The organism is Streptomyces wuyuanensis (assembly GCF_900103455.1).
GTDB lineage: Bacteria > Actinomycetota > Actinomycetes > Streptomycetales > Streptomycetaceae > Streptomyces > Streptomyces wuyuanensis.
Map to the genome: position 1 here is coordinate 182104 of NZ_FNHI01000012.1, position 23961 is coordinate 206064.

Annotated in this window: 19 protein-coding genes and 1 tRNA gene; 2 read left to right on the top strand and 18 right to left on the bottom strand. The window is 67.8% G+C overall.

From position 1 onward, the window contains the following. Positions 1 to 163 precede the first annotated feature (163 nt). The 14 genes from tuf to BLT82_RS19295 form a co-directional block, all read right to left on the bottom strand. Positions 164 to 1357, bottom strand: coding sequence for an elongation factor Tu (gene tuf / locus BLT82_RS19225; protein WP_093656419.1), 1194 nt, complete (start codon positions 1355 to 1357; stop codon positions 164 to 166). Between the two features lie 152 nt (positions 1358 to 1509). Next, the gene (fusA, locus tag BLT82_RS19230) at positions 1510 to 3636 is read right to left on the bottom strand and encodes an elongation factor G (RefSeq protein ID WP_093656421.1); all 2127 of its coding nucleotides are present in this window, start codon (positions 3634 to 3636) and stop codon (positions 1510 to 1512) included. Positions 3637 to 3675: 39 nt separating this feature from the next. Continuing rightward, the gene (rpsG, locus tag BLT82_RS19235; RefSeq protein ID WP_093656423.1) at positions 3676 to 4146 is read right to left on the bottom strand and encodes a 30S ribosomal protein S7; all 471 of its coding nucleotides are present in this window, start codon (positions 4144 to 4146) and stop codon (positions 3676 to 3678) included. Positions 4147 to 4148: 2 nt separating this feature from the next. Continuing rightward, positions 4149 to 4520: a 30S ribosomal protein S12 gene (gene rpsL, locus BLT82_RS19240; protein ID WP_003948652.1), complete on the bottom strand. Its 372-nt coding sequence runs from the start codon at positions 4518 to 4520 to the stop codon at positions 4149 to 4151. Positions 4521 to 5147: 627 nt separating this feature from the next. Further along, positions 5148 to 9059 (bottom strand): DNA-directed RNA polymerase subunit beta', encoded by a 3912-nt coding sequence (locus BLT82_RS19245; protein ID WP_093656425.1) that lies wholly within the window; start codon positions 9057 to 9059, stop codon positions 5148 to 5150. 93 nt (positions 9060 to 9152) lie between these two features. After that, positions 9153 to 12638, bottom strand: coding sequence for a DNA-directed RNA polymerase subunit beta (gene rpoB, locus BLT82_RS19250; protein ID WP_093656427.1), 3486 nt, complete (start codon positions 12636 to 12638; stop codon positions 9153 to 9155). A 542-nt stretch (positions 12639 to 13180) separates the two neighbouring features. After that, the gene (gene rplL, locus BLT82_RS19260) at positions 13181 to 13564 is read right to left on the bottom strand and encodes a 50S ribosomal protein L7/L12 (RefSeq protein ID WP_093656429.1); all 384 of its coding nucleotides are present in this window, start codon (positions 13562 to 13564) and stop codon (positions 13181 to 13183) included. A gap of 112 nt (positions 13565 to 13676) precedes the next feature. Continuing rightward, a complete protein-coding gene (gene rplJ / locus BLT82_RS19265) occupies positions 13677 to 14207 on the bottom strand; it encodes a 50S ribosomal protein L10 (RefSeq protein ID WP_093656431.1) in 531 nt (176 codons plus the stop codon). A 340-nt stretch (positions 14208 to 14547) separates the two neighbouring features. Next, the gene (locus BLT82_RS19270) at positions 14548 to 15492 is read right to left on the bottom strand and encodes an SCO4651 family lipoprotein (RefSeq protein WP_093656433.1); all 945 of its coding nucleotides are present in this window, start codon (positions 15490 to 15492) and stop codon (positions 14548 to 14550) included. A gap of 156 nt (positions 15493 to 15648) precedes the next feature. Then, positions 15649 to 16371, bottom strand: a complete 723-nt coding sequence (gene rplA / locus BLT82_RS19275; protein ID WP_093656435.1) for a 50S ribosomal protein L1 — start codon at positions 16369 to 16371, stop codon at positions 15649 to 15651. An 82-nt stretch (positions 16372 to 16453) separates the two neighbouring features. Next, positions 16454 to 16888, bottom strand: coding sequence for a 50S ribosomal protein L11 (gene rplK / locus BLT82_RS19280; RefSeq protein ID WP_093656437.1), 435 nt, complete (start codon positions 16886 to 16888; stop codon positions 16454 to 16456). A gap of 175 nt (positions 16889 to 17063) precedes the next feature. Continuing rightward, positions 17064 to 17948: a transcription termination/antitermination protein NusG gene (gene nusG, locus BLT82_RS19285; RefSeq protein WP_093656439.1), complete on the bottom strand. Its 885-nt coding sequence runs from the start codon at positions 17946 to 17948 to the stop codon at positions 17064 to 17066. A gap of 74 nt (positions 17949 to 18022) precedes the next feature. Beyond that, positions 18023 to 18310 (bottom strand): preprotein translocase subunit SecE, encoded by a 288-nt coding sequence (secE, locus tag BLT82_RS19290; RefSeq protein WP_093656441.1) that lies wholly within the window; start codon positions 18308 to 18310, stop codon positions 18023 to 18025. A 106-nt stretch (positions 18311 to 18416) separates the two neighbouring features. After that, positions 18417 to 18489 (bottom strand) — tRNA-Trp (locus BLT82_RS19295). A gap of 203 nt (positions 18490 to 18692) precedes the next feature. Between BLT82_RS19295 and BLT82_RS19300 the strand changes: the two genes are divergently transcribed. Beyond that, a complete protein-coding gene (locus BLT82_RS19300; RefSeq protein ID WP_093656443.1) occupies positions 18693 to 19919 on the top strand; it encodes a pyridoxal phosphate-dependent aminotransferase in 1227 nt (408 codons plus the stop codon). 165 nt (positions 19920 to 20084) lie between these two features. Next, positions 20085 to 21104, top strand: coding sequence for an adenosine deaminase (locus tag BLT82_RS19305; RefSeq protein ID WP_093656445.1), 1020 nt, complete (start codon positions 20085 to 20087; stop codon positions 21102 to 21104). A 126-nt stretch (positions 21105 to 21230) separates the two neighbouring features. Here the strand turns inward: BLT82_RS19305 and BLT82_RS19310 are convergent, their stop codons facing one another. The 4 genes from BLT82_RS19310 to rpmG all read right to left on the bottom strand — a co-directional run bounded on the left by BLT82_RS19310 (position 21231) and on the right by rpmG (position 23894). Further along, entirely contained in the window at positions 21231 to 22286 is a 1056-nt protein-coding gene (locus BLT82_RS19310) for a UDP-N-acetylmuramate dehydrogenase (protein ID WP_093656447.1), read from the bottom strand. Between the two features lie 439 nt (positions 22287 to 22725). Then, complete coding sequence (locus BLT82_RS19315) at positions 22726 to 23154, bottom strand: MaoC family dehydratase (protein WP_093656450.1); 429 nt, start codon at positions 23152 to 23154, stop codon at positions 22726 to 22728. 4 nt (positions 23155 to 23158) lie between these two features. Continuing rightward, a complete protein-coding gene (locus tag BLT82_RS19320) occupies positions 23159 to 23611 on the bottom strand; it encodes a MaoC family dehydratase N-terminal domain-containing protein (protein WP_093656451.1) in 453 nt (150 codons plus the stop codon). 118 nt (positions 23612 to 23729) lie between these two features. Then, positions 23730 to 23894, bottom strand: a complete 165-nt coding sequence (gene rpmG / locus BLT82_RS19325) for a 50S ribosomal protein L33 (RefSeq protein WP_003948671.1) — start codon at positions 23892 to 23894, stop codon at positions 23730 to 23732. Positions 23895 to 23961: the final 67 nt, after the last annotated feature.

Genomic DNA, 23961 nt, shown 5'->3' on the forward strand with positions numbered 1-23961 from the left:
CCTGCGCAACCGATGGGTTGCGCAGGCCGTCGTTGTACGCACGGAGGCGTCATCCGCGCGGGCACGGCGAAGGGCCCGTACGACGTGCTGCCGTACGGGCCCCTGCTTGGTGCGATGCGCTCTAGTTCAGAGCAACCGGGTCAACCCGATCGAACAAGCGAGATTACTTGGTGATCTTGGTGACCTGGCCGGCGCCGACGGTCCGGCCACCCTCACGGATGGCGAACTTCAGGCCCTCCTCCATGGCGACCGGCTGGATCAGCTGGACGGACATGGTGGTGTTGTCGCCCGGCATGACCATCTCGGTGCCCTCGGGGAGGGTCACGACGCCGGTCACGTCCGTGGTACGGAAGTAGAACTGCGGGCGGTAGTTGTTGAAGAACGGGGTGTGACGACCACCCTCGTCCTTCGACAGGATGTAGGCCTGGGCCTCGAACTCGGTGTGCGGGGTGACCGAACCGGGCTTGATGATGACCTGGCCGCGCTCGACGTCCTCGCGCTTGATGCCGCGGAGGAGCAGACCGACGTTCTCTCCGGCCTGGCCCTCGTCGAGCAGCTTGCGGAACATCTCGATGCCGGTGACCGTGGTGGTGGTCTTCTCGGTCTTGATACCGACGATGTCGACGGTCTCGTTGACCTTGAGGACACCACGCTCGATACGACCGGTGACGACGGTGCCACGACCGGTGATCGTGAAGACGTCCTCGATCGGCATCAGGAACGGCTTGTCGACGTCACGCTCGGGCTGCGGGATCGCCTCGTCGACGGCGGCCATCAGGTTCAGGACCGACTGGCCCCACTCCTTGTCGCCCTCGAGAGCCTTGAGCGCCGAGACCTTGACGACGGGAACGTCGTCGCCCGGGAACTCGTACTCGGAGAGGAGCTCACGCACCTCGAGCTCGACGAGCTCCAGGATCTCCTCGTCGTCCACCATGTCGGCCTTGTTCAGGGCGACGACGATGTACGGAACGCCGACCTGGCGGGCCAGGAGCACGTGCTCCTTGGTCTGCGGCATCGGGCCGTCGGTGGCGGCGACCACGAGGATGGCGCCGTCCATCTGGGCGGCACCGGTGATCATGTTCTTGATGTAGTCCGCGTGACCGGGGCAGTCGACGTGGGCGTAGTGACGCGACTCGGTCTGGTACTCGACGTGCGCGATGGAGATGGTGATACCGCGCTGGCGCTCCTCAGGAGCCTTGTCGATCTGGTCGAACGCCGAGGCCTCGTTCAGGTCCGGGAACGCGTCGTGCAGCACCTTGGTAATGGCGGCCGTGAGGGTCGTCTTACCGTGGTCGATGTGACCGATGGTGCCGATGTTGACGTGCGGCTTAGTCCGCTCGAACTTCGCCTTCGCCACTGGGGTCCTCCTGTGGAGTGGTTCTGTACGCCTTACTCATCGGCGCCAGGGTGATCTTTGCTGGTGGTGCCGACCGCCGGGACGAGCCTCACGGGTTCGCGCGAAACGTCCCGACGGTTCGGCGTCAAGCCTAAAGCGTGTACTCGGGTGAGTTACTCGCCCTTGGCCTTCGCGATGATCTCCTCGGCGACGTTCCGCGGAACCTCGGCGTAGGAGTCGAACTGCATCGAGTAGCTTGCGCGACCCGAGGTCTTGCTGCGGAGGTCGCCGACGTAGCCGAACATCTCCGACAGCGGCACCAGGCCCTTGACGACACGGGCACCGGCACGCTCCTCCATGGCCTGGATCTGGCCACGGCGGGAGTTGATGTCACCGATGACATCGCCCATGTAGTCCTCGGGCGAAGTGACCTCAACGGCCATCATCGGCTCGAGGAGAACCGGGGACGCCTTGCGCGCGGCCTCCTTGAAGGCCTGCGAACCGGCGATCTTGAACGCGAGCTCGGAGGAGTCGACCTCGTGGAAGGCACCGTCGAGAAGCGTGACGCGGACGCCCGTCATCTCGTAGCCGGCGAGGATGCCGAACGACATCGCCTCCTGGCAGCCGGCGTCCACGGAAGGGATGTACTCCTTCGGGATGCGGCCACCGGTGACCTTGTTCACGAACTCGTAAGCGGCGTCGCCGCCCTCGATCGGCTCGACCGCGATCTGCACCTTGGCGAACTGACCGGTACCACCGGTCTGCTTCTTGTGGGTGTAGTCCACGCGGTCGACCGACTTGCGGATGGTCTCGCGGTACGCGACCTGCGGCTTGCCGACGTTGGCCTCGACGCGGAACTCGCGCTTCATGCGGTCGACGAGCACCTCGAGGTGAAGCTCGCCCATACCGCCGATGACGGTCTGGCCGGTCTCCTCGTTGGTGTGCACCTGGAAGGAGGGGTCCTCCTCCGCGAGACGCTGGATGGCGACACCCAGCTTCTCCTGGTCGCCCTTGGACTTGGGCTCGATCGCGACCTCGATGACCGGCGCCGGGAAGTCCATGGACTCCAGGATGACCGGGTTCTTCTCGTCCGCGAGCGTCTCACCGGTGGTGGTCTGCTTCAGGCCCATGACGGCGACGATGTCGCCGGCGCCCACCGACTCGATCTCCTCACGCTTGTTGGCGTGCATGCGGTAGATCTTGCCGATGCGCTCCTTGCGGCCCTTCACGGAGTTCAGCACCGCGGTGCCGGACTCCAGACGGCCGGAGTAGATGCGCACGAAGGTGAGCTTGCCGAGGTGCGGGTCGCTCATGATCTTGAACGCCAGCGCCGACAGCGGCTCGTCGTCGGACGGCTTGCGGCGGACGATCTGCTCGGCGTCCTTGACGTCGTGGCCCTCGATGGCCTCGACGTCGAGCGGCGACGGCAGGTAACGGACGACCGCGTCGAGCAGGGGCTGGACGCCCTTGTTCTTGAACGCGGTGCCGCAGAACACCGGGGTGACCGTGGTGCCCTTGCTCTTGCCGGAGGCGATGGTGATACGACGGATCGCGGCGTACAGCTGCTCCTCGGAGGGCTCCTGGCCCTCGAGGTACAGCTCCATGATCTCTTCGTCGTTCTCGGCCACGCCCTCGAGCAGCTTGCCGCGGTACTCCTCGGCAGCCTCGGTGTGGGTGTCCGGGATGTCGACGACGTCGTACATCTCGCCCTTGGCGGCCTCGGCGGACCAGACCAGGGCCTTCATGCGGACCAGGTCGATGACGCCCTTGAAGTCCGCCTCGGCACCGATCGGGAGCTGCATGACGATCGGCTGCGCACCCAGGCGGTCGCTGATCATGTCGACACAGCGGTGGAACTCGGCACCGGTGCGGTCGAGCTTGTTGACGAAGCAGATACGCGGAACGCCGTACCGGTCGGCCTGACGCCACACGGTCTCGGACTGCGGCTCGACACCGGCGACACCGTCGAACACCGTCACGGCACCGTCGAGCACGCGCAGCGAACGCTCCACCTCGACGGTGAAGTCGACGTGGCCCGGGGTGTCGATGATGTTGATGGTGTGGTCGACGTCCTCGAGCGGCCAGTGACAGGTCGTCGCGGCGGACGTGATGGTGATGCCGCGCTCCTGCTCCTGCTCCATCCAGTCCATCGTGGCGGCGCCGTCGTGGACCTCACCGATCTTGTACGAAACACCGGTGTAGAACAGGATGCGCTCGGTGGTCGTCGTCTTGCCCGCGTCGATGTGGGCCATGATCCCGATGTTGCGGACCTTGGCCAGGTCAAGCGAAGTGGTGGCCATAAGGCTCAGTCTTCTCTCGGTTCTCGATGTGGGTAGCGACTACCAGCGGTAGTGCGCGAAGGCCTTGTTGGACTCGGCCATCTTGTGCGTGTCCTCGCGCTTCTTGACCGAAGCACCGAGGCCGTTCGAGGCGTCGAGCAGTTCGTTCATGAGGCGCTCGGTCATGGTCTTCTCACGGCGGGCGCGGGAGTACCCGACGACCCAGCGCAGCGCGAGGGTGGAGGCGCGACCGGGCTTGACCTCGATCGGCACCTGGTAGGTGGCGCCACCGACACGGCGGGACTTGACCTCGAGGGACGGCTTGACGTTCTCGAGAGCGCGCTTCAGCGTGATGACCGGGTCGGCACCGGTCTTCTCACGGAGGCCCTCCATGGCGCCGTAGACGATGCGCTCGGCGGTGGAGCGCTTGCCGTTCAGCAGGAGCTTGTTGATCAGCGAGGTGACCAGAGGAGAACCGTAGACCGGGTCGATGATGACCGGGCGCTTCGGGGCGGGGCCCTTACGAGGCATTCTTACTTCTCCTTCTTGGCGCCGTAGCGGCTGCGGGCCTGCTTGCGGTTCTTGACACCCTGGGTGTCGAGGGAACCGCGGATGATCTTGTAGCGAACACCCGGCAGGTCCTTCACACGGCCACCACGCACGAGCACGATGGAGTGCTCCTGCAGGTTGTGCCCCTCACCCGGAATGTAGGCCGTGACCTCGATGCCCGAGGTCAGACGCACACGCGCGACCTTACGGAGGGCCGAGTTCGGCTTCTTCGGGGTGGTCGTGAACACACGCGTGCAGACGCCGCGGCGCTGAGGGGAACCCTCGAGTGCGGGCGTCTTGTTCTTCTCGACCTTGTCCTGCCGGCCCTTCCGGACCAGCTGCTGGATCGTAGGCACTACTTCTCCGGTTTCTGTGTGCCGTAGTAAAACTAACCTGGAACGTCGCCGACCCACGCGGTCGGGTGTGTCGAATACCGCGGACCCCCGCCCAAGGCGGAAAAGGCGCAGATTACGGTGGCCGGTCTTGGCTCGCTGTGCGGCTGAGGACACGCACATGAGCCCAGGCACACCCCAGGCACAAGGTCTGAGCGTACCTACCTCACCGACTTCGGTCAAAACAAATGGAGCCCGCCCGACACTCCGGACTTTCGCCAGATGTCCACCCTGGCCGTCGGCGCCCTCGATTCCATTGTGCCGCGCCCCCCGGAACTTCTCTCCGTCGATCGCCGCCGCGGCTCCCCGCTCACACCCGGACACACCGTGCGCAGCCGCCCGACGGCGGAGAACCAGCACGTGAGAGCGGTGCGCCGACGCGCAGGCGACCTGCCGCCGCCCTCCGGACCCCTGCGCCCCACCGGGTCAGGACCACCGCCCCGCGCCCCCGCCGACCGGCCGCCGGCCTCCGCGGCCCGCCTCACGTGCCCCGGCGCACGGGGGACGCTCACCCCGCCCGCCAGACGCCCTGAACACGCCAAGGGCGGCCACCCCCTCAGGGGTGACCGCCCTTGGCGTCAGACGTACGCCTTACTGGTTGTACGGACCGTAGTCGTAGTCCTCCAGCGGAACGGCCTGGCCGGAGCCGGTGCCGAACGGCGAGTAGTCGATGTCGTCGTAGCCGACGGCCGAGTACATCGCGGCCTTGGCCTCCTCGGTCGGCTCGACCCGGATGTTGCGGTAGCGGGCGAGGCCCGTGCCGGCCGGGATGAGCTTACCGATGATGACGTTCTCCTTGAGGCCGATCAGGGAGTCCGACTTGGCGTTGATCGCCGCGTCGGTGAGGACCCTGGTCGTCTCCTGGAAGGACGCCGCCGACAGCCACGACTCGGTCGCCAGCGAGGCCTTGGTGATACCCATCAGCTGCGGACGGCCGGAGGCCGGGTGGCCGCCTTCCTGGACCACACGACGGTTCTCGTGCTCGAACTTCGAGCGCTCGACCAGCTCGCCCGGCAGCAGCTCCGCGTCGCCGGATTCGATGATCGTCACACGGCGCAGCATCTGCCGGATGATGATCTCGATGTGCTTGTCGTGGATCGACACACCCTGCGAGTTGTAGACCTTCTGGACCTCGCCGACCAGGTGGACCTGGACGGCGCGCTGGCCGAGGATCCGCAGCACGTCGTGCGGGTTGGTGGCACCGAAGGTGAGCTTCTGGCCCACCTCGACGTGGTCGCCGTCCCGCACCAGGAGCTTGGCGCGCTTGGAGATCGGGTAGGCCGCCTCGTCGCTGCCGTCGTCCGGAGTGATGACGATCTTCTTGGTCTTCTCGGTCTCCTCGACCCGGACGATGCCGGCGACCTCGGAGATCGGGGCGACACCCTTCGGGGTACGGGCCTCGAAGAGCTCGACGACACGCGGCAGACCCTGGGTGATGTCGTCACCGGCCACACCACCGGTGTGGAAGGTACGCATCGTCAGCTGGGTGCCGGGCTCACCGATGGACTGGGCGGCGATGATGCCGACCGCCTCGCCGATGTCGACCAGCTTGCCGGTGGCGAGCGAACGCCCGTAGCAGTACGCGCACGTACCGACCGCGGACTCACAGGTCAGGACCGAGCGGGTCTTGACCTCCTCGACACCCGCCGCGACGAGCGCGTCGATCAGCACGTCACCGAGGTCGACGTTGGCCGGCGCGATGACCTTGCCGTCCACGACGACGTCCTCGGCGAGCATCCGCGCGTACACCGACGTCTCGACGTCCTCCGCCTTGCGCAGGACACCGTCGGCGCCCCGCTCGGCGATCCGCAGCTTCAGACCGCGGTCGGTGCCGCAGTCCTCCTCGCGGATGATGACGTCCTGCGAGACGTCGACCAGACGACGGGTCAGGTAACCCGAGTCGGCCGTACGCAGAGCGGTGTCGGCGAGACCCTTACGGGCACCGTGCGTGGAGATGAAGTACTCCAGCACGGAGAGACCCTCGCGGAAGGACGCCTTGATCGGACGCGGGATCGTCTCGTTCTTGGCGTTCGACACCAGGCCACGCATACCCGCGATCTGACGCATCTGCATCATGTTTCCGCGAGCACCCGAGTTGACCATCATGAAGATGGGGTTGGTCTTCGGGAAGTTCTCGTTCATCGCCTCGGCGACCTCGTTGGTCGCCTTGGTCCAGATCGCGATGAGCTCCTGCGTGCGCTCGTCCTTGGTGATCAGACCGCGCTCGTACTGCTTCTGGACCTTCTCGTCCTGCGCCTCGTAGCCCGCGACGATCTCCTTCTTCGCCTCGGGAACGACGACGTCGGAGATGGCCACGGTGACACCGGAACGGGTCGCCCAGTAGAAGCCGGCCGCCTTCAGGTTGTCGAGCGTCGCCGCCACGATGACCTTCGGGTAGCGCTCGGCGAGGTCGTTGACGATCTCGGAGAGCTGCTTCTTGCCGACCGTGTAGTCGACGAACGGGTAGTCCTCGGGCAGCAGCTCGTTGAAGAGCGCGCGGCCCAGGGTGGTCGTCAGCCGGAAGCTGTCGCCCTGCTGCCACTCGGCGGCACCCGAGTCGTCGCCCTCCTCCGCCACCGGCGGGGTCCAGCCGCGCGGCGGGACGGTGCCGATCGGGAAGCGGATGTCGATCTTCGCCTGGAGCGAGAGCTCCCGGGCGTCGAACGCCATGATCGCCTCGGCGGTGGAGTTGAACGCACGGCCCTCGCCGCGCACCTCGCGCTCCTCCTCGTCCGTGGTGAGGAAGAAGAGGCCCAGCACCATGTCCTGGGTCGGCATGGTGACCGGACGGCCGTCGGCCGGCTTGAGGATGTTGTTCGAGGACAGCATCAGGATGCGGGCCTCGGCCTGCGCCTCCGCGGACAGCGGCAGGTGCACGGCCATCTGGTCACCGTCGAAGTCCGCGTTGAACGCGGTGCAGACGAGCGGGTGGATCTGGATGGCCTTGCCCTCGACCAGCTGCGGCTCGAAGGCCTGGATGCCGAGGCGGTGCAGCGTGGGCGCACGGTTCAGCAGCACCGGGTGCTCGGCGATGACCTCTTCGAGGACGTCGTACACCACGGTGCGGCCGCGCTCGACCATGCGCTTGGCCGACTTGATGTTCTGCGCGTGGTTCAGGTCGACCAGGCGCTTCATCACGAACGGCTTGAAGAGCTCCAGCGCCATGGCCTTGGGCAGACCGCACTGGTGCAGCTTCAGCTGCGGGCCGACGACGATGACGGAACGCGCCGAGTAGTCGACTCGCTTGCCGAGCAGGTTCTGACGGAAACGGCCCTGCTTGCCCTTCAGCATGTCGCTGAGGGACTTCAGCGGGCGGTTGCCGGGACCGGTGACCGGACGGCCGCGGCGGCCGTTGTCGAACAGCGCGTCGACGGCCTCCTGGAGCATGCGCTTCTCGTTGTTCACGATGATCTCGGGCGCACCGAGGTCGAGAAGCCGCTTCAGGCGGTTGTTGCGGTTGATCACACGGCGGTACAGGTCGTTCAGGTCGGAGGTCGCGAAGCGGCCACCGTCCAGCTGCACCATCGGACGCAGGTCCGGCGGGATCACCGGCACGCAGTCCAGCACCATGCCCTTGGGGCTGTTGCTCGTCTGCAGGAACGCGGAGACGACCTTGAGGCGCTTGAGCGCACGGGTCTTCTTCTGGCCCTTGCCGGTACGGATGATCTCGCGGAGGCGCTCGGCCTCCTCCTCCAGGTCGAAGGACTCCAGGCGCTTCTGCAGCGCCGCGGCACCCATCGAGCCGTCGAAGTACGTGCCGAAGCGGTCACGCAGCTCGCGGTAGAGCAGCTCGTCGCCCTCGAGGTCCTGGACCTTGAGGTTCTTGAAGCGGTTCCACACCTCGTCGAGACGGTCGATCTCGCGCTGGGCGCGGTCGCGCAGCTGCTTCATCTCGCGCTCGGCGCCCTCGCGCACCTTGCGGCGCACGTCGGCCTTGGCGCCCTCGGCCTCGAGCTCGGCCAGGTCGGTCTCGAGCTTCTTGGCGCGGGCCTCGAGGTCCGCGTCGCGGCGGTTCTCGATCTGCTGGCGCTCGACGGAGATGTGGGCCTCGAGCGAAGGCAGGTCGCGCGTGCGGCGCTCCTCGTCCACGTACGTGATCATGTACGCGGCGAAGTAGATGACCTTCTCCAGGTCCTTCGGGGCGAGGTCGAGCAGGTAGCCCAGCCGCGACGGAACGCCCTTGAAGTACCAGATGTGGGTGACGGGAGCGGCCAGCTCGATGTGGCCCATCCGCTCGCGGCGCACCTTGGCGCGTGTGACCTCGACGCCACAGCGCTCACAGATGATGCCCTTGAAGCGGACGCGCTTGTACTTGCCGCAGTAGCACTCCCAGTCCCGGGTAGGACCGAAGATCTTCTCGCAGAAGAGTCCGTCCTTCTCGGGCTTGAGCGTGCGGTAGTTGATGGTCTCCGGCTTCTTGACCTCGCCGTGGGACCACTGACGGATGTCGTCAGCGGTGGCCAGGCCGATCCGCAGCTCGTCGAAGAAGTTGACGTCGAGCACTATGCGTCAATCCCTCTCAGGGTCGTGTCTCAATCATGGTCTGTACGGGGTCCCGGGGCCCGCCACCCCCGGTGGGGGGTGGCGGGAGGCCCGTCAGACCTCTTCGACGCTGCTCGGCTCGCGCCGGGACAGGTCGATACCGAGCTCCTCCGCGGCGCGGAAGACGTCCTCGTCGGTGTCGCGCATCTCGATGGACATGCCGTCCGAGGACAGCACCTCCACGTTGAGGCACAGGGACTGCATCTCCTTGATGAGCACCTTGAAGGACTCGGGGATGCCGGGCTCGGGGATGTTCTCGCCCTTGACGATGGCCTCGTAGACCTTCACTCGGCCGGTGACGTCGTCGGACTTGATGGTCAGCAGCTCCTGGAGGGCGTACGCGGCGCCGTATGCCTCGAGCGCCCACACCTCCATCTCACCGAACCGCTGGCCACCGAACTGAGCCTTACCACCCAGCGGCTGCTGGGTGATCATCGAGTACGGACCGGTCGAGCGCGCGTGCAGCTTGTCGTCGACCAGGTGGTGCAGCTTGAGGATGTACATGTACCCGACCGAGATCGGGTCCGGGAACGGCTCGCCGGAGCGGCCGTCGAACAGGCGCGCCTTGCCGGACGGGAGGACCATGCGGTCGCCGTCGCGGTTCGGGATCGTGTGCTCCAGCAGACCCGCCAGCTCGTCCTCACGGGCACCGTCGAAGACCGGGGTGGCGACGTTGGTGCGGGGGTCGACCTGGTCGGCACCGATGGCCTGGAGACGCTGGGCCCACTCGTCGGCGAGGCCGGAGACGTCCCAGCCCTGGCTGGCGAGCCAGCCAAGGTGGATCTCCAGGACCTGTCCCGGGTTCATTCGGGACGGGACGCCGAGCGGGTTGAGGATGATGTCGACCGGGGTGCCGTCCTCCAGGAACGGCATGTCCTCGATCGGCAGGATCTTGGAGATGACGCCCTTGTTGCCGTGACGGCCGGCGAGCTTGTCACCGTCGGTGATCTTGCGCTTCTGCGCGACGTAGACGCGCACCAGCTGGTTCACACCGGGGGGAAGCTCGTCGCCCTCCTCGCGGTCGAAGACGCGGACGCCGATGACCTTGCCGGTCTCGCCGTGCGGCACCTTCAGCGAGGTGTCACGGACCTCACGGGCCTTCTCGCCGAAGATCGCGCGGAGCAGGCGCTCCTCCGGGGTCAGCTCGGTCTCGCCCTTCGGGGTGACCTTGCCGACCAGGATGTCGCCGGCGACGACCTCGGCACCGATACGGATGATGCCGCGCTCGTCGAGGTCGGCGAGGACCTCCTCGGAGACGTTCGGGATGTCCCGGGTGATCTCCTCCGGGCCGAGCTTGGTGTCACGGGCGTCGACCTCGTGCTCCTCGATGTGGATCGAGGAGAGGACGTCGTCCTGCACGAGGCGCTGCGACAGGATGATCGCGTCCTCGTAGTTGTGGCCCTCCCACGGCATGAACGCCACGAGCAGGTTCTTGCCGAGCGCCATCTCACCGTTCTCGGTGGCCGGCCCGTCGGCGAGGACCTGGCCCTCGATGACCCGGTCGCCCTCGGAGACGACGACCTTCTGGTTGACCGAGGTGCCCTGGTTGGAGCGGGAGAACTTCGCGATGCGGTACGTGGTGTACGTGCCGTCGTCGTTGGTGACGGTGATGTAGTCGGCCGAGACCTCCTGGATAACACCGTCCTTCTCCGCCTTGATGACGTCGCCGGCGTCGGTGGCACAGCGGTACTCCATGCCGGTGCCGACGAGCGGGGCCTCCGCCTTGATGAGCGGAACGGCCTGGCGCATCATGTTCGCGCCCATGAGGGCGCGGTTGGCGTCGTCGTGCTCGAGGAACGGGATCATGGCGGTCGCCACCGACACCATCTGGCGCGGCGAGACGTCCATGTAGTCCACGTCCTCGGGCGACACGTAGTCGACCTCGCCGCCACGGCGGCGGACGAGCACGCGGGCCTCGGAGAAGCGCAGGTCGTCGTTGAGCGCGGCGTTGGCCTGCGCGATGACGAAGCGGTCCTCCTCGTCGGCGGTCAGGTAGTCCACCTCGTCGGTGACCTGGCCGCCCTGGACCTTGCGGTACGGCGTCTCGACGAAGCCGAACGCGTTGACGCGGCCGTACGAGGCGAGCGAACCGATCAGACCGATGTTCGGGCCTTCGGGGGTCTCGATCGGGCACATGCGTCCGTAGTGGGACGGGTGCACGTCTCGGACCTCGAAGCCCGCCCGCTCACGGGACAGACCGCCGGGGCCCAGCGCCGACAGACGGCGCTTGTGGGTCAGGCCCGACAGCGGGTTGTTCTGGTCCATGAACTGGGACAGCTGGCTGGTGCCGAAGAACTCCTTGATGGAGGCGACGACCGGCCGGATGTTGATCAGGGTCTGCGGCGTGATCGCCTCGACGTCCTGGGTGGTCATGCGCTCGCGCACGACGCGCTCCATACGGGCGAGACCCGTACGGACCTGGTTCTGGATCAGCTCGCCGACGTTGCGCAGGCGGCGGTTGCCGAAGTGGTCGATGTCGTCGGTCTCGACGACGATCTGGGTACCGCTCTCGCCGACCGTCTCGGTCTCACCGGCGTGCAGCTTGACCAGGTACTTGATGGTCGCGATGACGTCGTCGGTGGTGAGCACGCCGGCGTCCAGCGGCTCGTCGGCGCCGAGCTTCTTGTTGACCTTGTAGCGGCCGACCTTGGCGAGGTCGTAGCGCTTCGGGTTGAAGTACAGGTTCTCAAGAAGGGTCTGCGCCGCCTCACGCGTCGGGGGCTCGCCCGGGCGCAGCTTGCGGTAGATGTCGAGAAGCGCGTCGTCCTGGCCCTGGGTGTGGTCCTTCTCCAGGGTGGCGCGCATCGACTCGTACTCGCCGAACTCCTCGAGGATCTGCTCGGTGGTCCAGCCGAGCGCCTTCAGGAGGACGGTGACGGACTGCTTGCGCTTGCGGTCGATGCGGACACCGACCATGTCGCGCTTGTCGATCTCCATCTCCAGCCAGGCACCCCGGGACGGGATGATCTTGGCGGAGAAGATGTCCTTGTCGGACGTCTTGTCGATGGAGGAGTCGAAGTAGACACCCGGCGAGCGGACCAGCTGCGACACCACGACACGCTCGGTGCCGTTGATGACGAACGTGCCCTTGTTGGTCATGAGCGGGAAGTCGCCCATGAAGACCGTCTGGGACTTGATCTCGCCGGTCTCGTTGTTGGTGAACTCGGCCGTGACGAAGAGCGGGGCGGCGTACGTGAAGTCGCGCTCCTTGCACTCGTCGATCGAGTTCTTGGGAGGCTCGAAGCGGTGGTCGCGGAAGGTCAGCGACATCGACCCGGAGAAGTCCTCGATCGGGGAGATCTCCTCGAAGATCTCCTCCAGACCGGACTTCGTGGGGACGTCCTGTCCGGACTCCAGAGCCGCCTCGACACGAGCCTTCCACGCGGCATTGCCGAGCAGCCAGTCAAAGCTCTCGGTCTGGAGCGCGAGGAGGTTCGGAACCTCGAGGGGCTCCTTGATCTTTGCAAAGGAGATGCGCAGCGGGGCGGTGCTTGCGCCGTTGTTCGTATTCGCGGTCGAGGCGTTGCGCGAGGCGGCCAAGAGGGGGTCCTTCCGAGGGCTCGGACTCACTACGCGCGTACCGGTCCCAAGCCGGGCACAAAGACAGAAATCCCAGGTCAGGGTTATTCCGGTCAACGATGCTCGTGCGTGGGGATGCCCCTGGTGACGGGCAGGGGGCAGCTAACAGGCAGCGCAAAGGGTCAGTGTAGCCACTTGGCCCACTGATGTCCAGGGCGGGTAAACCGAGACCCTCGTTGTTCTCAACTCCGCGGTATGCCGTGCGCCGGGAGGCGCACACCGATACTGCCCGTTCGGTCGCCGATCCATGCCTCGAACTTGGACCGTTGTGACGACGCGTCCTGAGAATTGCGCGCTGCGTGCGGTTCGTCAAGGCCCCCCAGCCCAATCCTGGCTGCGGGGATCGTCACCTGGCGCACGGCGAAGATCACCCTACTCTCCGCAGCGGCCATCGCAAGGCGCCCGCCCGACGGTGCGGGGAACGCCGAAGGGCGACCACCCGAATGGATGATCGCCCTTCAGTGTGTGCGCGTTACAGCGCGAGAGTCAGAAGACTCCCAAGGTCACTTGACCTCGACAGCGGCACCGGCGCCCTTGAGGGCCTCGGCGGCCTTGTCGGCGGCCTCCTTGTTGACCTTCTCGAGGACCGGCTTCGGGGCGCCGTCGACGAGGTCCTTGGCCTCCTTCAGGCCCAGGGAGGTCAGCTCACGCACGACCTTGATGACCTGGATCTTCTTGTCGCCGGCACCGGTGAGGATGACGTCGAACTCGTCCTGCTCCTCGACGGCCTCGGCGGCGGCGGCCGGACCGGCCGGGCCCGCGACGGCGACCGCGGCGGCGGCGGTGACGTCGAACTTCTCCTCGAACGCCTTCACGAACTCGGAGAGCTCGATGAGGGTCATCTCCTCGAACTGCGCGAGCAGGTCTTCCTGAGACAGCTTCGCCATGATGGCGGTCCTTCCACTAAATCGGCTGGTGCCGGGTGTACATGTCGGCGGGCGTACGTTGGGCCCGCTGCGACCCGCGCGCTAGGCGGCGCGGATCAATGCGCGAGCCGAATTACTCGGCACCGCCCTGCTCGGCCTGCTTGGCGCGAAGAGCGTCCACGGTGCGGACGAGCTTCGACGGGAGCGCCTGGAAGAGCTGAGCAGTCTGCGTCTGCTTGCCCTTGAAGGCACCCGCCAGCTTGGCGAGCAGAACCTCGCGGGACTCGAGGTCCGCAAGCTTCTTGATCTCATCGGCGGACAGCGCCTTGCCGTCAAGGACACCGCCCTTGATGATGAGGTTCGGGTTCTCCTTGGCGAAGTCACGAAGACCCTTCGCCGACTCCACCGGGTCACCGGTGATGAAGGCGACCGCCGTCGGACCAGCGAACTGGTCGTCGAGCGAGGTGATCCCGGCCTCGTTGGCCGCAATCTTGGTCAGCGTGTTCTTCACCACGGCGTACTGGGCGTTCTCACCGAGCGAACGACGCAGCTGCTTGAGCTGCGCAACGGTGAGACCGCGGTACTCGGTCAGCACGGCGGCGCTCGAGCTGCGGAACTTGTCCGTCAGCTCGGCGACCGCGGTGGACTTGTCGGGCCTCGCCATGAGCCTCGGCCTCCTTCCGGGTGATTCGGACCGCATGGGCTGAAGGAAGGAGGCTGGGCAAAACGAAACGCCCCGGCGCAGGCGCACGGGGCGTGGCTCGACCGAACGAACGTCCGGGAGCTTCATCCACAGTCACCTGCGCGGGTCGTCCGCAGCTAGCGGATCCTTCGGCCGCCGAAACCCTGACGGGCACGGCAACGACCAGCGGTCTTTGGCTTCCGGGGAAGACTACGCGAACGGATCGGCGTCAAGCAAATCGGGCGTCCGGACCGGCCGGACCCTCGGAGGGGCGGGCGGCAGGATCTGCCGGGCCACCCCGTCCGGGGCCGTAGGGGACCGCTCAGCCGTCCAGGCCGGCGCCGCTCCCCGCGCCCGAGCGCTCCAGCTCCTTGAGCATCTCGAACAGGTCGAAGGTGTCCTTCGCCGGCGGCGCCTCGACCGCGGCCGCGGAGCCGTAGTCGGAGTAGTTCGCCGTCATGTTCATCGTGCCCTGCGGCATCTTCATGCCGACGACCATCTTGACCGGGTAGTCGTCCTCGTTGACCCAGACCTCGGTGTCATAGCCCGTGATGCCGGCCTTCTTGACGTTGGCGACCAGCTTCTTGCGGTCCTCCGCGGAGAGCACGTCGAAGGACTTGTTGGCGTCGACCATCTCCTGGAGGGTCAGCGTGCCCTTGTAGTGCTGCGCCTCGACGCCGTCGACCTTCTCCGCGCCGATGTGCTTGATGCTCGGCGAGCCGAGCAGCAGGGCGAGCTGCTGGGCCGGGTCCTGGTTCAGGTTCTCCAGGCTGCCGGTCATCTGCTTCTGGAGCGCCTTGTCACCGCTCGCCTCGGCGGCGGCCTTGAGGTCCAGCTTCATCCAGCGCTTGCCGTCCATCTCGGCGGCCTGCTTGGCGCCCATCTCCATGTACATGGCTTCGTCCACCATGACCATGCGCACCTGGGAAGGCGCGTCCGGGTCGCCCGCGGTGAGCATGGAACCCTTCATGGTGACGTCCAGCACACCCGGGTCCCAGCCCTGTACACCGGACATCTCCATCGTGCCGCCGCCCTCCAGGCCGGCCGGCATGGTCATGGTCATGCGGACCTTGGCGGACTTGGCGTCCGACGTCTTCTTGTAGGCGGCCTGGATGACCTTGGTGATCTCGCCCTGCGACTGGACGGCGGACTGCGGGGAGTCCGCGGCCTTCTTCTTCCCGCCCCCGTCACCGTCCTGACAGCCCGCGACACCGACGACGACGGCCACGGCCGTCAGGGAGACGCCTGCGCGCTTCCACGCCGACATGCTCATGAATCCCCACCCCTGTTTTTCTGTTCTGTTGCGTCCGTGAAGTCAACTGCACGGTAACGCACCGCACTGACACCGTCGTACGAAAAAACCGGCCCCCGCGCCTCGGGAAGAGGAGCGGGGGCCGGTCTCACCGTGCGTGAGCCGTCAGGCTCAGACCGCGGCCGGGTCCTCCTCGACGAGGAGGTTGCGGGTGCGGTTCGAGTCCAGCGGGATGCCGGGACCCATGGTGGTGGTCAGGGTCGCCTTCTTGATGTAGCGGCCCTTCGCGGCGGACGGCTTCAGACGGAGGATCTCCTCCAGCGCCGCGGCGTAGTTCTCCACCAGCTTGGTCTCGTCGAAGGAGACCTTGCCGATGATGAAGTGCAGGTTCGAGTGCTTGTCGACCCGGAACTCGATCTTGCCGCCCTTGATGTCGGTGACGGCCTTGGCGACGTCCATGGTGACGGTGCCGGTCTTCGGGTTCGGCATCAGACCACGGGGACCGAGCACGCGGCCGAGGCGGCCGACCTTGCCCATGAGGTCCGGGGTGGCGACGACGGCGTCGAAGTCCAGACGGCCCTTCGAGACCTCGTCGATCAGTTCGTCGGAGCCGACGATGTCGGCGCCCGCGGCCTCCGCGGCCGCAGCACGGTCACCGGTCGCGAAGACCAGGACCCGGGCGGTCTTGCCGGTGCCGTGCGGAAGGTTCACGGTGCCACGGACCATCTGGTCGGCCTTGCGCGGGTCGACGCCCAGGCGGAAGGCGACCTCGACGGTGCCGTCGAACTTGGTGCTGGCGGTGTCCTTCGCAAGACGGACGGCCTCGAGCGGGGCGTAGTTGCGCTCCCGGTCGACCTTGGCGTCCGCGTTGCGGAGAGCCTTGCTGCGCTTCACTTCTTCTCCTGTGGTGTTTCAGGCGTGGAGTTCGTGGTACGGGCCGGCGCGTGGCCCTGCCACTGAGGTCTCGGGGAGCTGATCAGCCCTCGACCGTGATGCCCATGGAACGGGCGGTGCCGGCGATGATCTTCTCGGCGGAGTCCAGGTCGTTGGCGTTCAGGTCGGGCATCTTGGTGGTGGCGATCTCGCGGACCTGGTCGCGCGTCAGTTTGCCGACCTTGGTCCTGTGCGGCTCGCCGGAGCCCTTGCCCACGCCCGCGGCCTTGAGGATCAGCTTGGCGGCCGGCGGAGTCTTGGTGATGAAGGTGAAGGAACGGTCCTCGTAGACCGTGATCTCCACCGGCACGACCATGCCACGCTGCGACTCGGTCGCGGCGTTGTAGGCCTTGCAGAACTCCATGATGTTGACGCCGTGCTGACCCAGCGCGGGGCCGACCGGCGGAGCCGGGTTGGCCGCGCCGGCCTGGATCTGGAGCTTGATAAGCCCCGTGACCTTCTTCTTCTTGGGAGGCATTCGCTCTCTCCGGGTCCAGTTGAGAGTTTGCTGAAACTGCATGACTTCCACCCGATCGTCCGGATGGAGGCATACCGCACCACGATAGCGGGTACCACTGTGCGGCTGAAAACCGAGCAGGTCAGAACAGCCGCGGGGGCCGTTCTGACCTGGTCGGAACCTGTGGGTCGATCCGTCAGTTCTTCTGGATCTGGTCGAAGCTCAGCTCGACCGGGGTCTCGCGGCCGAAGATCTCGACGAGGCCCTTGACCTTCTTCGAGTCGGGGTTGATCTCGTTGATCGTGGCCTGCAGGGTGGCGAACGGACCGTCGGTGACGGTGACCGAGTCGCCGACCTCGAAGTCCAGCACCTGGACCTCGACCTTGCGGGCCGGCGCCGGCTTGCCCTCGGCCTCGGCCGCCTCGCGGGCCGCCTTCTCCTCCGCCTCCGGGGCGAGCATCTTGACGATCTCGTCCAGGGTCAGCGGGTACGGGTCGTAGGCGTTGCCGACGAAGCCGGTGACACCGGGGGTGTTGCGGACGACGCCCCAGGACTCGTTCGTCAGGTCCATCCGGACGAGCACGTAGCCGGGCAGCTTGTTCTGCCGGACGTTCTTGCGCTCGCCGTTCTTGATCTGGACGATCTCTTCCTCGGGCACCTCGGCCTGGTAGATGAAGTCCTCGACGTTCAGCGAGACGGCGCGCTGCTCCAGGTTGGCCTTCACGCGCTTCTCGTAGCCCGCGTAGGTGTGGATCACGTACCACTCGCCGGGCAGCCCGCGCAGCTCGTCGCGGAGTGCGGCGACGGGGTCGGCCGGAGCCTCGGGCTCGGCCTCCTCGGCCGGCTCCTCGTCGGCCACGGCCTCGACGGCCTCGGCGTCCTCGTCGACCTCGGCCACGGCCTCGGCGTCCTCGTCCACGTGGATCGCGGCCTGCTCGGCGGGCTCGCCCGCAGCGGCGTCCGCAGCCTCCGCCTGGTCCGGGTCGACGGAGTCCGCCGCCTCGACGATGTCGAGCGTGTCCTCAGCGGACTCGAGGCTGTCGCTCGGCTCAACGGCGTCGTTCAGGTTCGGGTCAGACACGGTGGCTGCTTCTTCCTGGATACAGATGGGGTGGAACATGCGAAAAAGGCGCCGGTCAGGCGCCCTCCGCGGGATCAGCCGAAGACGTACTTGACGGCTGCCTGGAAGCCATAGTCGATCACGGTCACAAGACCGATCATGATGACGACGAAGACGATCACCACGGTCGTGTACGTCGTCAGCTGGCTGCGCGTCGGCCAGACGACCTTGCGCAGCTCGGCGACGACCTGCCGGTAGAACAGCGCGAGGCGGCCCAGGGGGCCCTTCTTCCCGCGCTTGCCACCCTTACGGGTCTTCTTACGGGACTCGGGCGCCTCGTCCTCGGCATCAGGCATGTCGATGGAGCCCACGGCGTCCGTCACGTCTCTCACCTGATTCCGGGTCGTGGCCGTGCCGCGCCCGGTCGAGCCGCACGGCTATGCATCGAAGTACGTACATGCGCACACATCCTGGCGAAGGTGTGTGTAGCAGGGCCGGAGGGACTTGAACCCCCAACCGCTGGTTTTGGAGACCAGTGCTCTACCAATTGAGCTACGACCCTTTGTGGTTCCCCCCAAACCTACCGCATCGGCGGTGGTGGTCCGTGAGGGCCAACGACGAGTGAGTGTACGTGGTCGGAAGCCGTGCGTCGAACAGATAGCTTCCAGGCGGTTCCTGTCCGCGTTCTGTCCGGACCCTGTCAGCCGCGGTCCGACCCGCGAAACCCCTGTGCCCGGGCGCTTCGCGTTCTGGGACGATGGCCCTATGAGCGCTGCAACTCCTCCCACCGAGCGCCGGGTCTCCGCCCGTATCGGCGCGATCTCCGAGTCCGCGACCCTCGCCGTCGACGCCAAGGCCAAGGCCCTCAAGGCCGCCGGTCGTCCTGTGATCGGTTTCGGCGCGGGCGAGCCGGACTTCCCGACCCCGGACTACATCGTCGAGGCCGCGATCGAGGCCTGCAGGAACCCGAAGTACCACCGCTACACCCCGGCCGGCGGCCTTCCCGAGCTGAAGAAGGCGATCGCGGAGAAGACCCTCCGCGACTCGGGCTACGAGGTCGACCCCGCGCAGGTGCTGGTGACCAACGGCGGCAAGCAGGCGATCTACGAGGCCTTCGCGGCGATCCTGGACCCGGGCGACGAGGTCATCGTCCCCGCGCCGTACTGGACGACCTACCCGGAGTCGATCCGGCTGGCCGGCGGTGTCCCGGTGGAGGTCGTCGCGGACGAGACCACCGGCTACCGGGTCTCCGTGGAGCAGCTGGAGGCGGCCCGTACGGAGAAGACGAAGGTCGTGCTGTTCGTCTCCCCGTCCAACCCGACCGGCGCGGTCTACAGCGAGGCGGACACCGAGGCGATCGCCCGCTGGGCGCTGGAGCACGGTCTGTGGGTGCTGACGGACGAGATCTACGAGCACCTGGTCTACGGCGACGCGAAGTTCACCTCGGTCCCCGCGCTGGTGCCCGAGCTGCGCGACAAGTGCATCGTGGTCAACGGAGTGGCGAAGACGTACGCGATGACCGGCTGGCGGGTGGGCTGGATCGTCGGCCCGAAGGACGTCGTCAAGGCCGCGACCAACCTGCAGTCGCACGCCACCTCCAACGTCTCGAACGTGGCGCAGGTCGCCGCGCTCGCCGCGGTCTCCGGCGACCTGGACGCGGTCGCGAAGATGCGTGAGGCGTTCGACCGCCGCCGGCAGACCATCGTGCGGATGCTCAACGAGATCGACGGCGTGGTCTGCCCGGAGCCCGAGGGCGCCTTCTACGCGTACCCGTCGGTGAAGGGCCTGCTGGGCAAGGCGATCCGCGGGCAGCGGCCGCAGACCTCCGTGGAGCTCGCGGCGCTGATCCTGGAGGAGGCCGAGGTCGCGGTCGTCCCCGGCGAGGCGTTCGGCACACCGGGCTACCTGCGGCTCTCCTACGCGCTGGGCGACGAGGACCTGGTCGAGGGTGTGTCGCGCATGCAGAAGCTCCTGGCGGAGGCACGGGACTGAGGTTCGGTCCCCACCGGACGAAGCGAGGGGCGGGCCCCGGCCGTACGGCCGGGGCCCGTTCCGCGTCCTGCGGCGCGTCCGCGCGGAGGCGGTTCTTCGTTCGGGCAGGAACCCGATCGGGGAAAGGGGCTGCCGGACGGCCGGTGTCTGCGGCAAGATCCTTCAATGGAGCGAGTACGCGATCTCAGCCTGCTGCCCAAGGCCCATCTGCATCTGCACTTCACCGGGTCGATGCGGCCCGGCACCCTGCTGGAGCTCGCCGACAAACACGGCGTGCACCTCCCCGACGCGCTGACCGGCGGCGAGCCGCCGAAGCTCCGGGCGACGGACGAGCGGGGCTGGTTCCGCTTCCAGCGGCTCTACGACATGGCGCGGTCCTGCCTGCGCGAGCCGGAGGACATCCGGAGGCTGGTGCGGGAGACGGCCCAGGAGGACGTCAGGGACGGTTCCGGCTGGCTGGAGATCCAGGTCGACCCGACCTCGTACGCCCCGATGCTGGGCGGGCTGATCCCCGCCCTGGAGATCATCCTCGACTCCGTGGAGGAGGCGGCGCGGGAGACCGGGCTGGGGATGCGGGTCGTGGTCGCCGCCAACCGGATGAAGCATCCGCTGGACGCCCGCACGCTGGCCAGGCTGGCCGTGCGCTACGCCGACCGCGGGGTGGTCGGTTTCGGACTCTCGAACGACGAGCGCCGGGGTATGGCGAGGGACTTCGACCGTGCGTTCGCGATCGCCCGTGACGGCGGTCTCCTGGCGGCCCCACACGGCGGCGAGCTGACCGGCCCGTTCTCCGTGCGGGACTGTCTGGACGATCTCCACGCCTCCAGGATCGGCCACGGGGTCCGCGCCGCCGAGGACCCGCGGCTGCTGCGCAAGCTGGCGGAGCGCGGTGTGACGTGCGAGGTCTGCCCCGCGTCGAACGTGGCCCTCGGGGTGTACGAGAAGCCCGAGGACGTACCCCTGAGGACGCTGTGGGACGCGGGTGTGCCGATGGCACTGGGCGCGGACGACCCCCTGCTCTTCGGCTCGCGGCTGGCGGCCCAGTACGAGATCGCCCGACGCCATCACGGCTTCACCGACGAGGAGCTGGCCGAGCTGGCCCGCCAGTCGGTCCGCGCCTCGGCGGCACCGCAGGACGTGCGCGACGGTCTGCTCACCGGGATCGACGAGTGGCTGAAGGACTGAGCCCTCGGGCCCGGCGCGGGGGACGGCCGCCGGGTGGCGTCGTCCCCGCGCCCGCGGGTGACGGCCCCGCGGGTCGCGGGCCGGCCCCGGGACCGCCCTGGAAGGAGCAGGCCGCCCCGGGCGTTCTCAGAGGCTGACGCCGACCGTCACCGGCTCGTTGACGAGGGTGACCCCGAAGGCGTCGCGGACCCCGGCGACCACCTCGCGGGCGAGCGCGAGCAGGTCCTCGGTGGTCGCCTCGCCGCGGTTGGTGAGGGCCAGGGTGTGCTTGGTGGAGATCCGGGCGGGGCCGCTGCCGTAGCCCTTGGTGAAGCCGGCCTTGTCGATGAGCCAGGCGGCGGAGGTCTTGGTGTGCCCGTCACCGGCCGGGTAGGCGGGCGGGGCGACGTCCTCGCCGAGCCGGTCCCTCGCCCGGCCGAGGAAGGCCTCGTACTCGGCCGTCGTCAGGATCGGGTTGGTGAAGAAGGAACCGGCCGACCAGGTGTCGTGGTCCTCGGGGTCCAGCACCATGCCCTTGCCGGCGCGCAGCTTCAGCACCGCCTCGCGGGCCGCCTCCGCCGGCACCCGGTCGCCCGGCTCGACCCCGAGCACCCGCGCGGTCTCGGCGTACCTGATGGGGGCGGACAGGCCCCCCGCGTCCTCCAGCCGGAACCGGACGCGCAGCACCACGTAGCGGTCGGGGTCGGCCTTGAAGCGGCTGTGGCGGTAGGAGAAGCCGCAGTCGGCGTTCGGCACGGTGACCGTCCCGCCGGTGCGCCGGTCGTAGGCGACGACCTCGGTGATGGTGCCGGAGACCTCCTGGCCGTACGCCCCGACGTTCTGGATCGGGGTGGCGCCGGCCGAGCCGGGGATGCCGGCGAGGCATTCCAGTCCGGCGAGCCCGGCCTCGACGGTGCGAGCCACTGCGTCGGTCCACACCTCGCCCGCGGCGAGCTCCAGCTCCTCCCCCTCCAGGCGGAAGCCGGTGGTGGCGATGCGCAGGGCGGTGCCGTCGAACCCCTTGTCCCCGATCACCAGGTTGCTGCCGCCGCCGATGAGCAGCAGCGGGGTCCCCGCCGCGTCCGCCTCGCGGACGGCGGCGATCACCTCGTCGTCGGTGGTGGCCGTGACGAGTCGGGTGGCCGGACCACCCAGACGGAAGGTGGTCAGCGGGGCGAGGGGCGCGTCATGGAGTTCCAGCACGGGGACAAGGGTACGGTCCGGGCCGTCCCGGCCGGGGAGCGGCCGGGGGCGTCGGGGCGGGGGCGGGAAGCGTCGCGGTGCGGCCCGGCCCCGACGGATCGGGGAGAGGGTGGGGACGCGTCGCGGCACGGGATGTGTCCGGTCTCACGCCGCCGTCCGCGCGGGGAGTGCCGGTCACGTGTCGTCCCTGGGGGAGCGCCGTCACGCGGCTTCCGCGTCGGGAGTGCCCGTCACGCGGACCACGGCCGCCGTCGCGGCGATGTGGATCGAGGAGGGGAAGACGTCGTTGGACGACTGCGAGGCTGCCGGGAGTCCCGGCGCAGTCGCGGGCTGCGGCCGGCAGCCGGCCGGGAGCCACCGCGTCACGGAGCGGCGGGGGCGCGGAGCACGTGCGCCCCGGAGCCGTGGGAAGCTCCGGGGCGCCGGGACCGATGGCCCGTCAGGCGAGCCGGACGACCGCCCGGGACATGCCCAGCACCTTCTGGCCGGCCGAGACCGCCGTCAGGTCGACGCGCACCCGGTTGTCCTCCAGCTTGGCCGCGACCTTGCCGCTGACCTCGATGACCGCGCCCTGGTCGTCGTTGGGCACGACCACCGGCTTGGTGAAGCGGACGCCGTACTCCACCACCGCGCCCGGGTCGCCCACCCAGTCGGTCACGACGCGCGCCGCCTCGGCCATCGTGAGCATGCCGTGCGCGATCACGTCGGGCAGGCCGACCTGCGTGGCGAACGTCTCGTTCCAGTGGATCGGGTTGAAATCCCCGGAAGCGCCCGCGTACTGCACCAGAGTCGCCCGGGTCACCGGGAAGGTCCCCGCCGGCAGTTCGGTGCCGACCTCGACGTCCTCGTATGCGATCTTCGCCGCCATCGGGTCAGCCCTCCTCGGCGGCGCGCGCCACCAGCTTGGTCCACGCGGTGACGACGTGCTCCCCGGCCTCGTCGTGCACCTCGCCGCGGATGTCCAGGATGTCGTTGCCCGCCAGCGACTTGATCGCCTCGATGGTGGAGGTGACCGTCAGCCGGTCCCCCGCCCGCACCGGCCGGGTGTAGGCGAACTTCTGGTCGCCGTGCACCACACGGCTGTAGTCCAGGCCCAGCTGGGGGTCCTGGACGACCTGTCCCGCCGCCTTGAACGTGATGGCGAACACGAAGGTCGGCGGGGCGATCACGTCCGAGTGGCCGAACTGCTTGGCGGCTTCGGGGTCCGTGTAGGCGGGGTTGGCGTCACCGATCGCCTCCGCGAACTCCCGGATCTTCTCCCGGCCGACCTCGTACGGCGCGGTGGGCGGATAGGTCCGCCCGACGAAGGACTGGTCGAGCGCCATGGACTCGCTACCTCCTGTTTTCCATTTCTGGCCGGTGCCACCGGAACTCGCCGGTAACCCCGCGACAAACGACGCGAGGCCGCCCCCGGGTGGGGACGGCCTCGCAATCGAGCCTGATTCAGCGCGTCTCGCGGTGCGCGGTGTGCGCGTTGCAGCGCGGGCAGTGCTTCTTCATCTCAAGACGGTCCGGGTTGTTGCGCCGGTTCTTCTTGGTGATGTAGTTCCGCTCCTTGCACTCCACGCAGGCCAGCGTGATCTTCGGGCGGACGTCGGTGGCAGCCACGTGAGTGCTCCTTGGACGGATGGAAGGATTGAACGCAGAAAAGAGTAGCCGATCGGAGGACCGACCC

Excerpts from the sequence above, each read along its gene's own strand:
- BLT82_RS19300 (WP_093656443.1), top strand. The coding sequence starts at position 18,693 with ATGAGCGCTGCAACTCCTCCCACCGAGCGCCGGGTCTCCGCCCGTATC.
- BLT82_RS19315 (WP_093656450.1), bottom strand. The coding sequence starts at position 23,154 with ATGGCGGCGAAGATCGCATACGAGGACGTCGAGGTCGGCACCGAACTG.
- rplL (WP_093656429.1), bottom strand. The coding sequence starts at position 13,564 with ATGGCGAAGCTGTCTCAGGAAGACCTGCTCGCGCAGTTCGAGGAGATG.
- BLT82_RS19305 (WP_093656445.1), top strand. The coding sequence starts at position 20,085 with ATGGAGCGAGTACGCGATCTCAGCCTGCTGCCCAAGGCCCATCTGCAT.
- BLT82_RS19270 (WP_093656433.1), bottom strand. The coding sequence starts at position 15,492 with ATGTCGGCGTGGAAGCGCGCAGGCGTCTCCCTGACGGCCGTGGCCGTC.
- BLT82_RS19320 (WP_093656451.1), bottom strand. The coding sequence starts at position 23,611 with ATGGCGCTCGACCAGTCCTTCGTCGGGCGGACCTATCCGCCCACCGCG.
- fusA (WP_093656421.1), bottom strand. The coding sequence starts at position 3,636 with ATGGCCACCACTTCGCTTGACCTGGCCAAGGTCCGCAACATCGGGATC.
- rpsG (WP_093656423.1), bottom strand. The coding sequence starts at position 4,146 with ATGCCTCGTAAGGGCCCCGCCCCGAAGCGCCCGGTCATCATCGACCCG.
- rplJ (WP_093656431.1), bottom strand. The coding sequence starts at position 14,207 with ATGGCGAGGCCCGACAAGTCCACCGCGGTCGCCGAGCTGACGGACAAG.
- rplK (WP_093656437.1), bottom strand. The coding sequence starts at position 16,888 with ATGCCTCCCAAGAAGAAGAAGGTCACGGGGCTTATCAAGCTCCAGATC.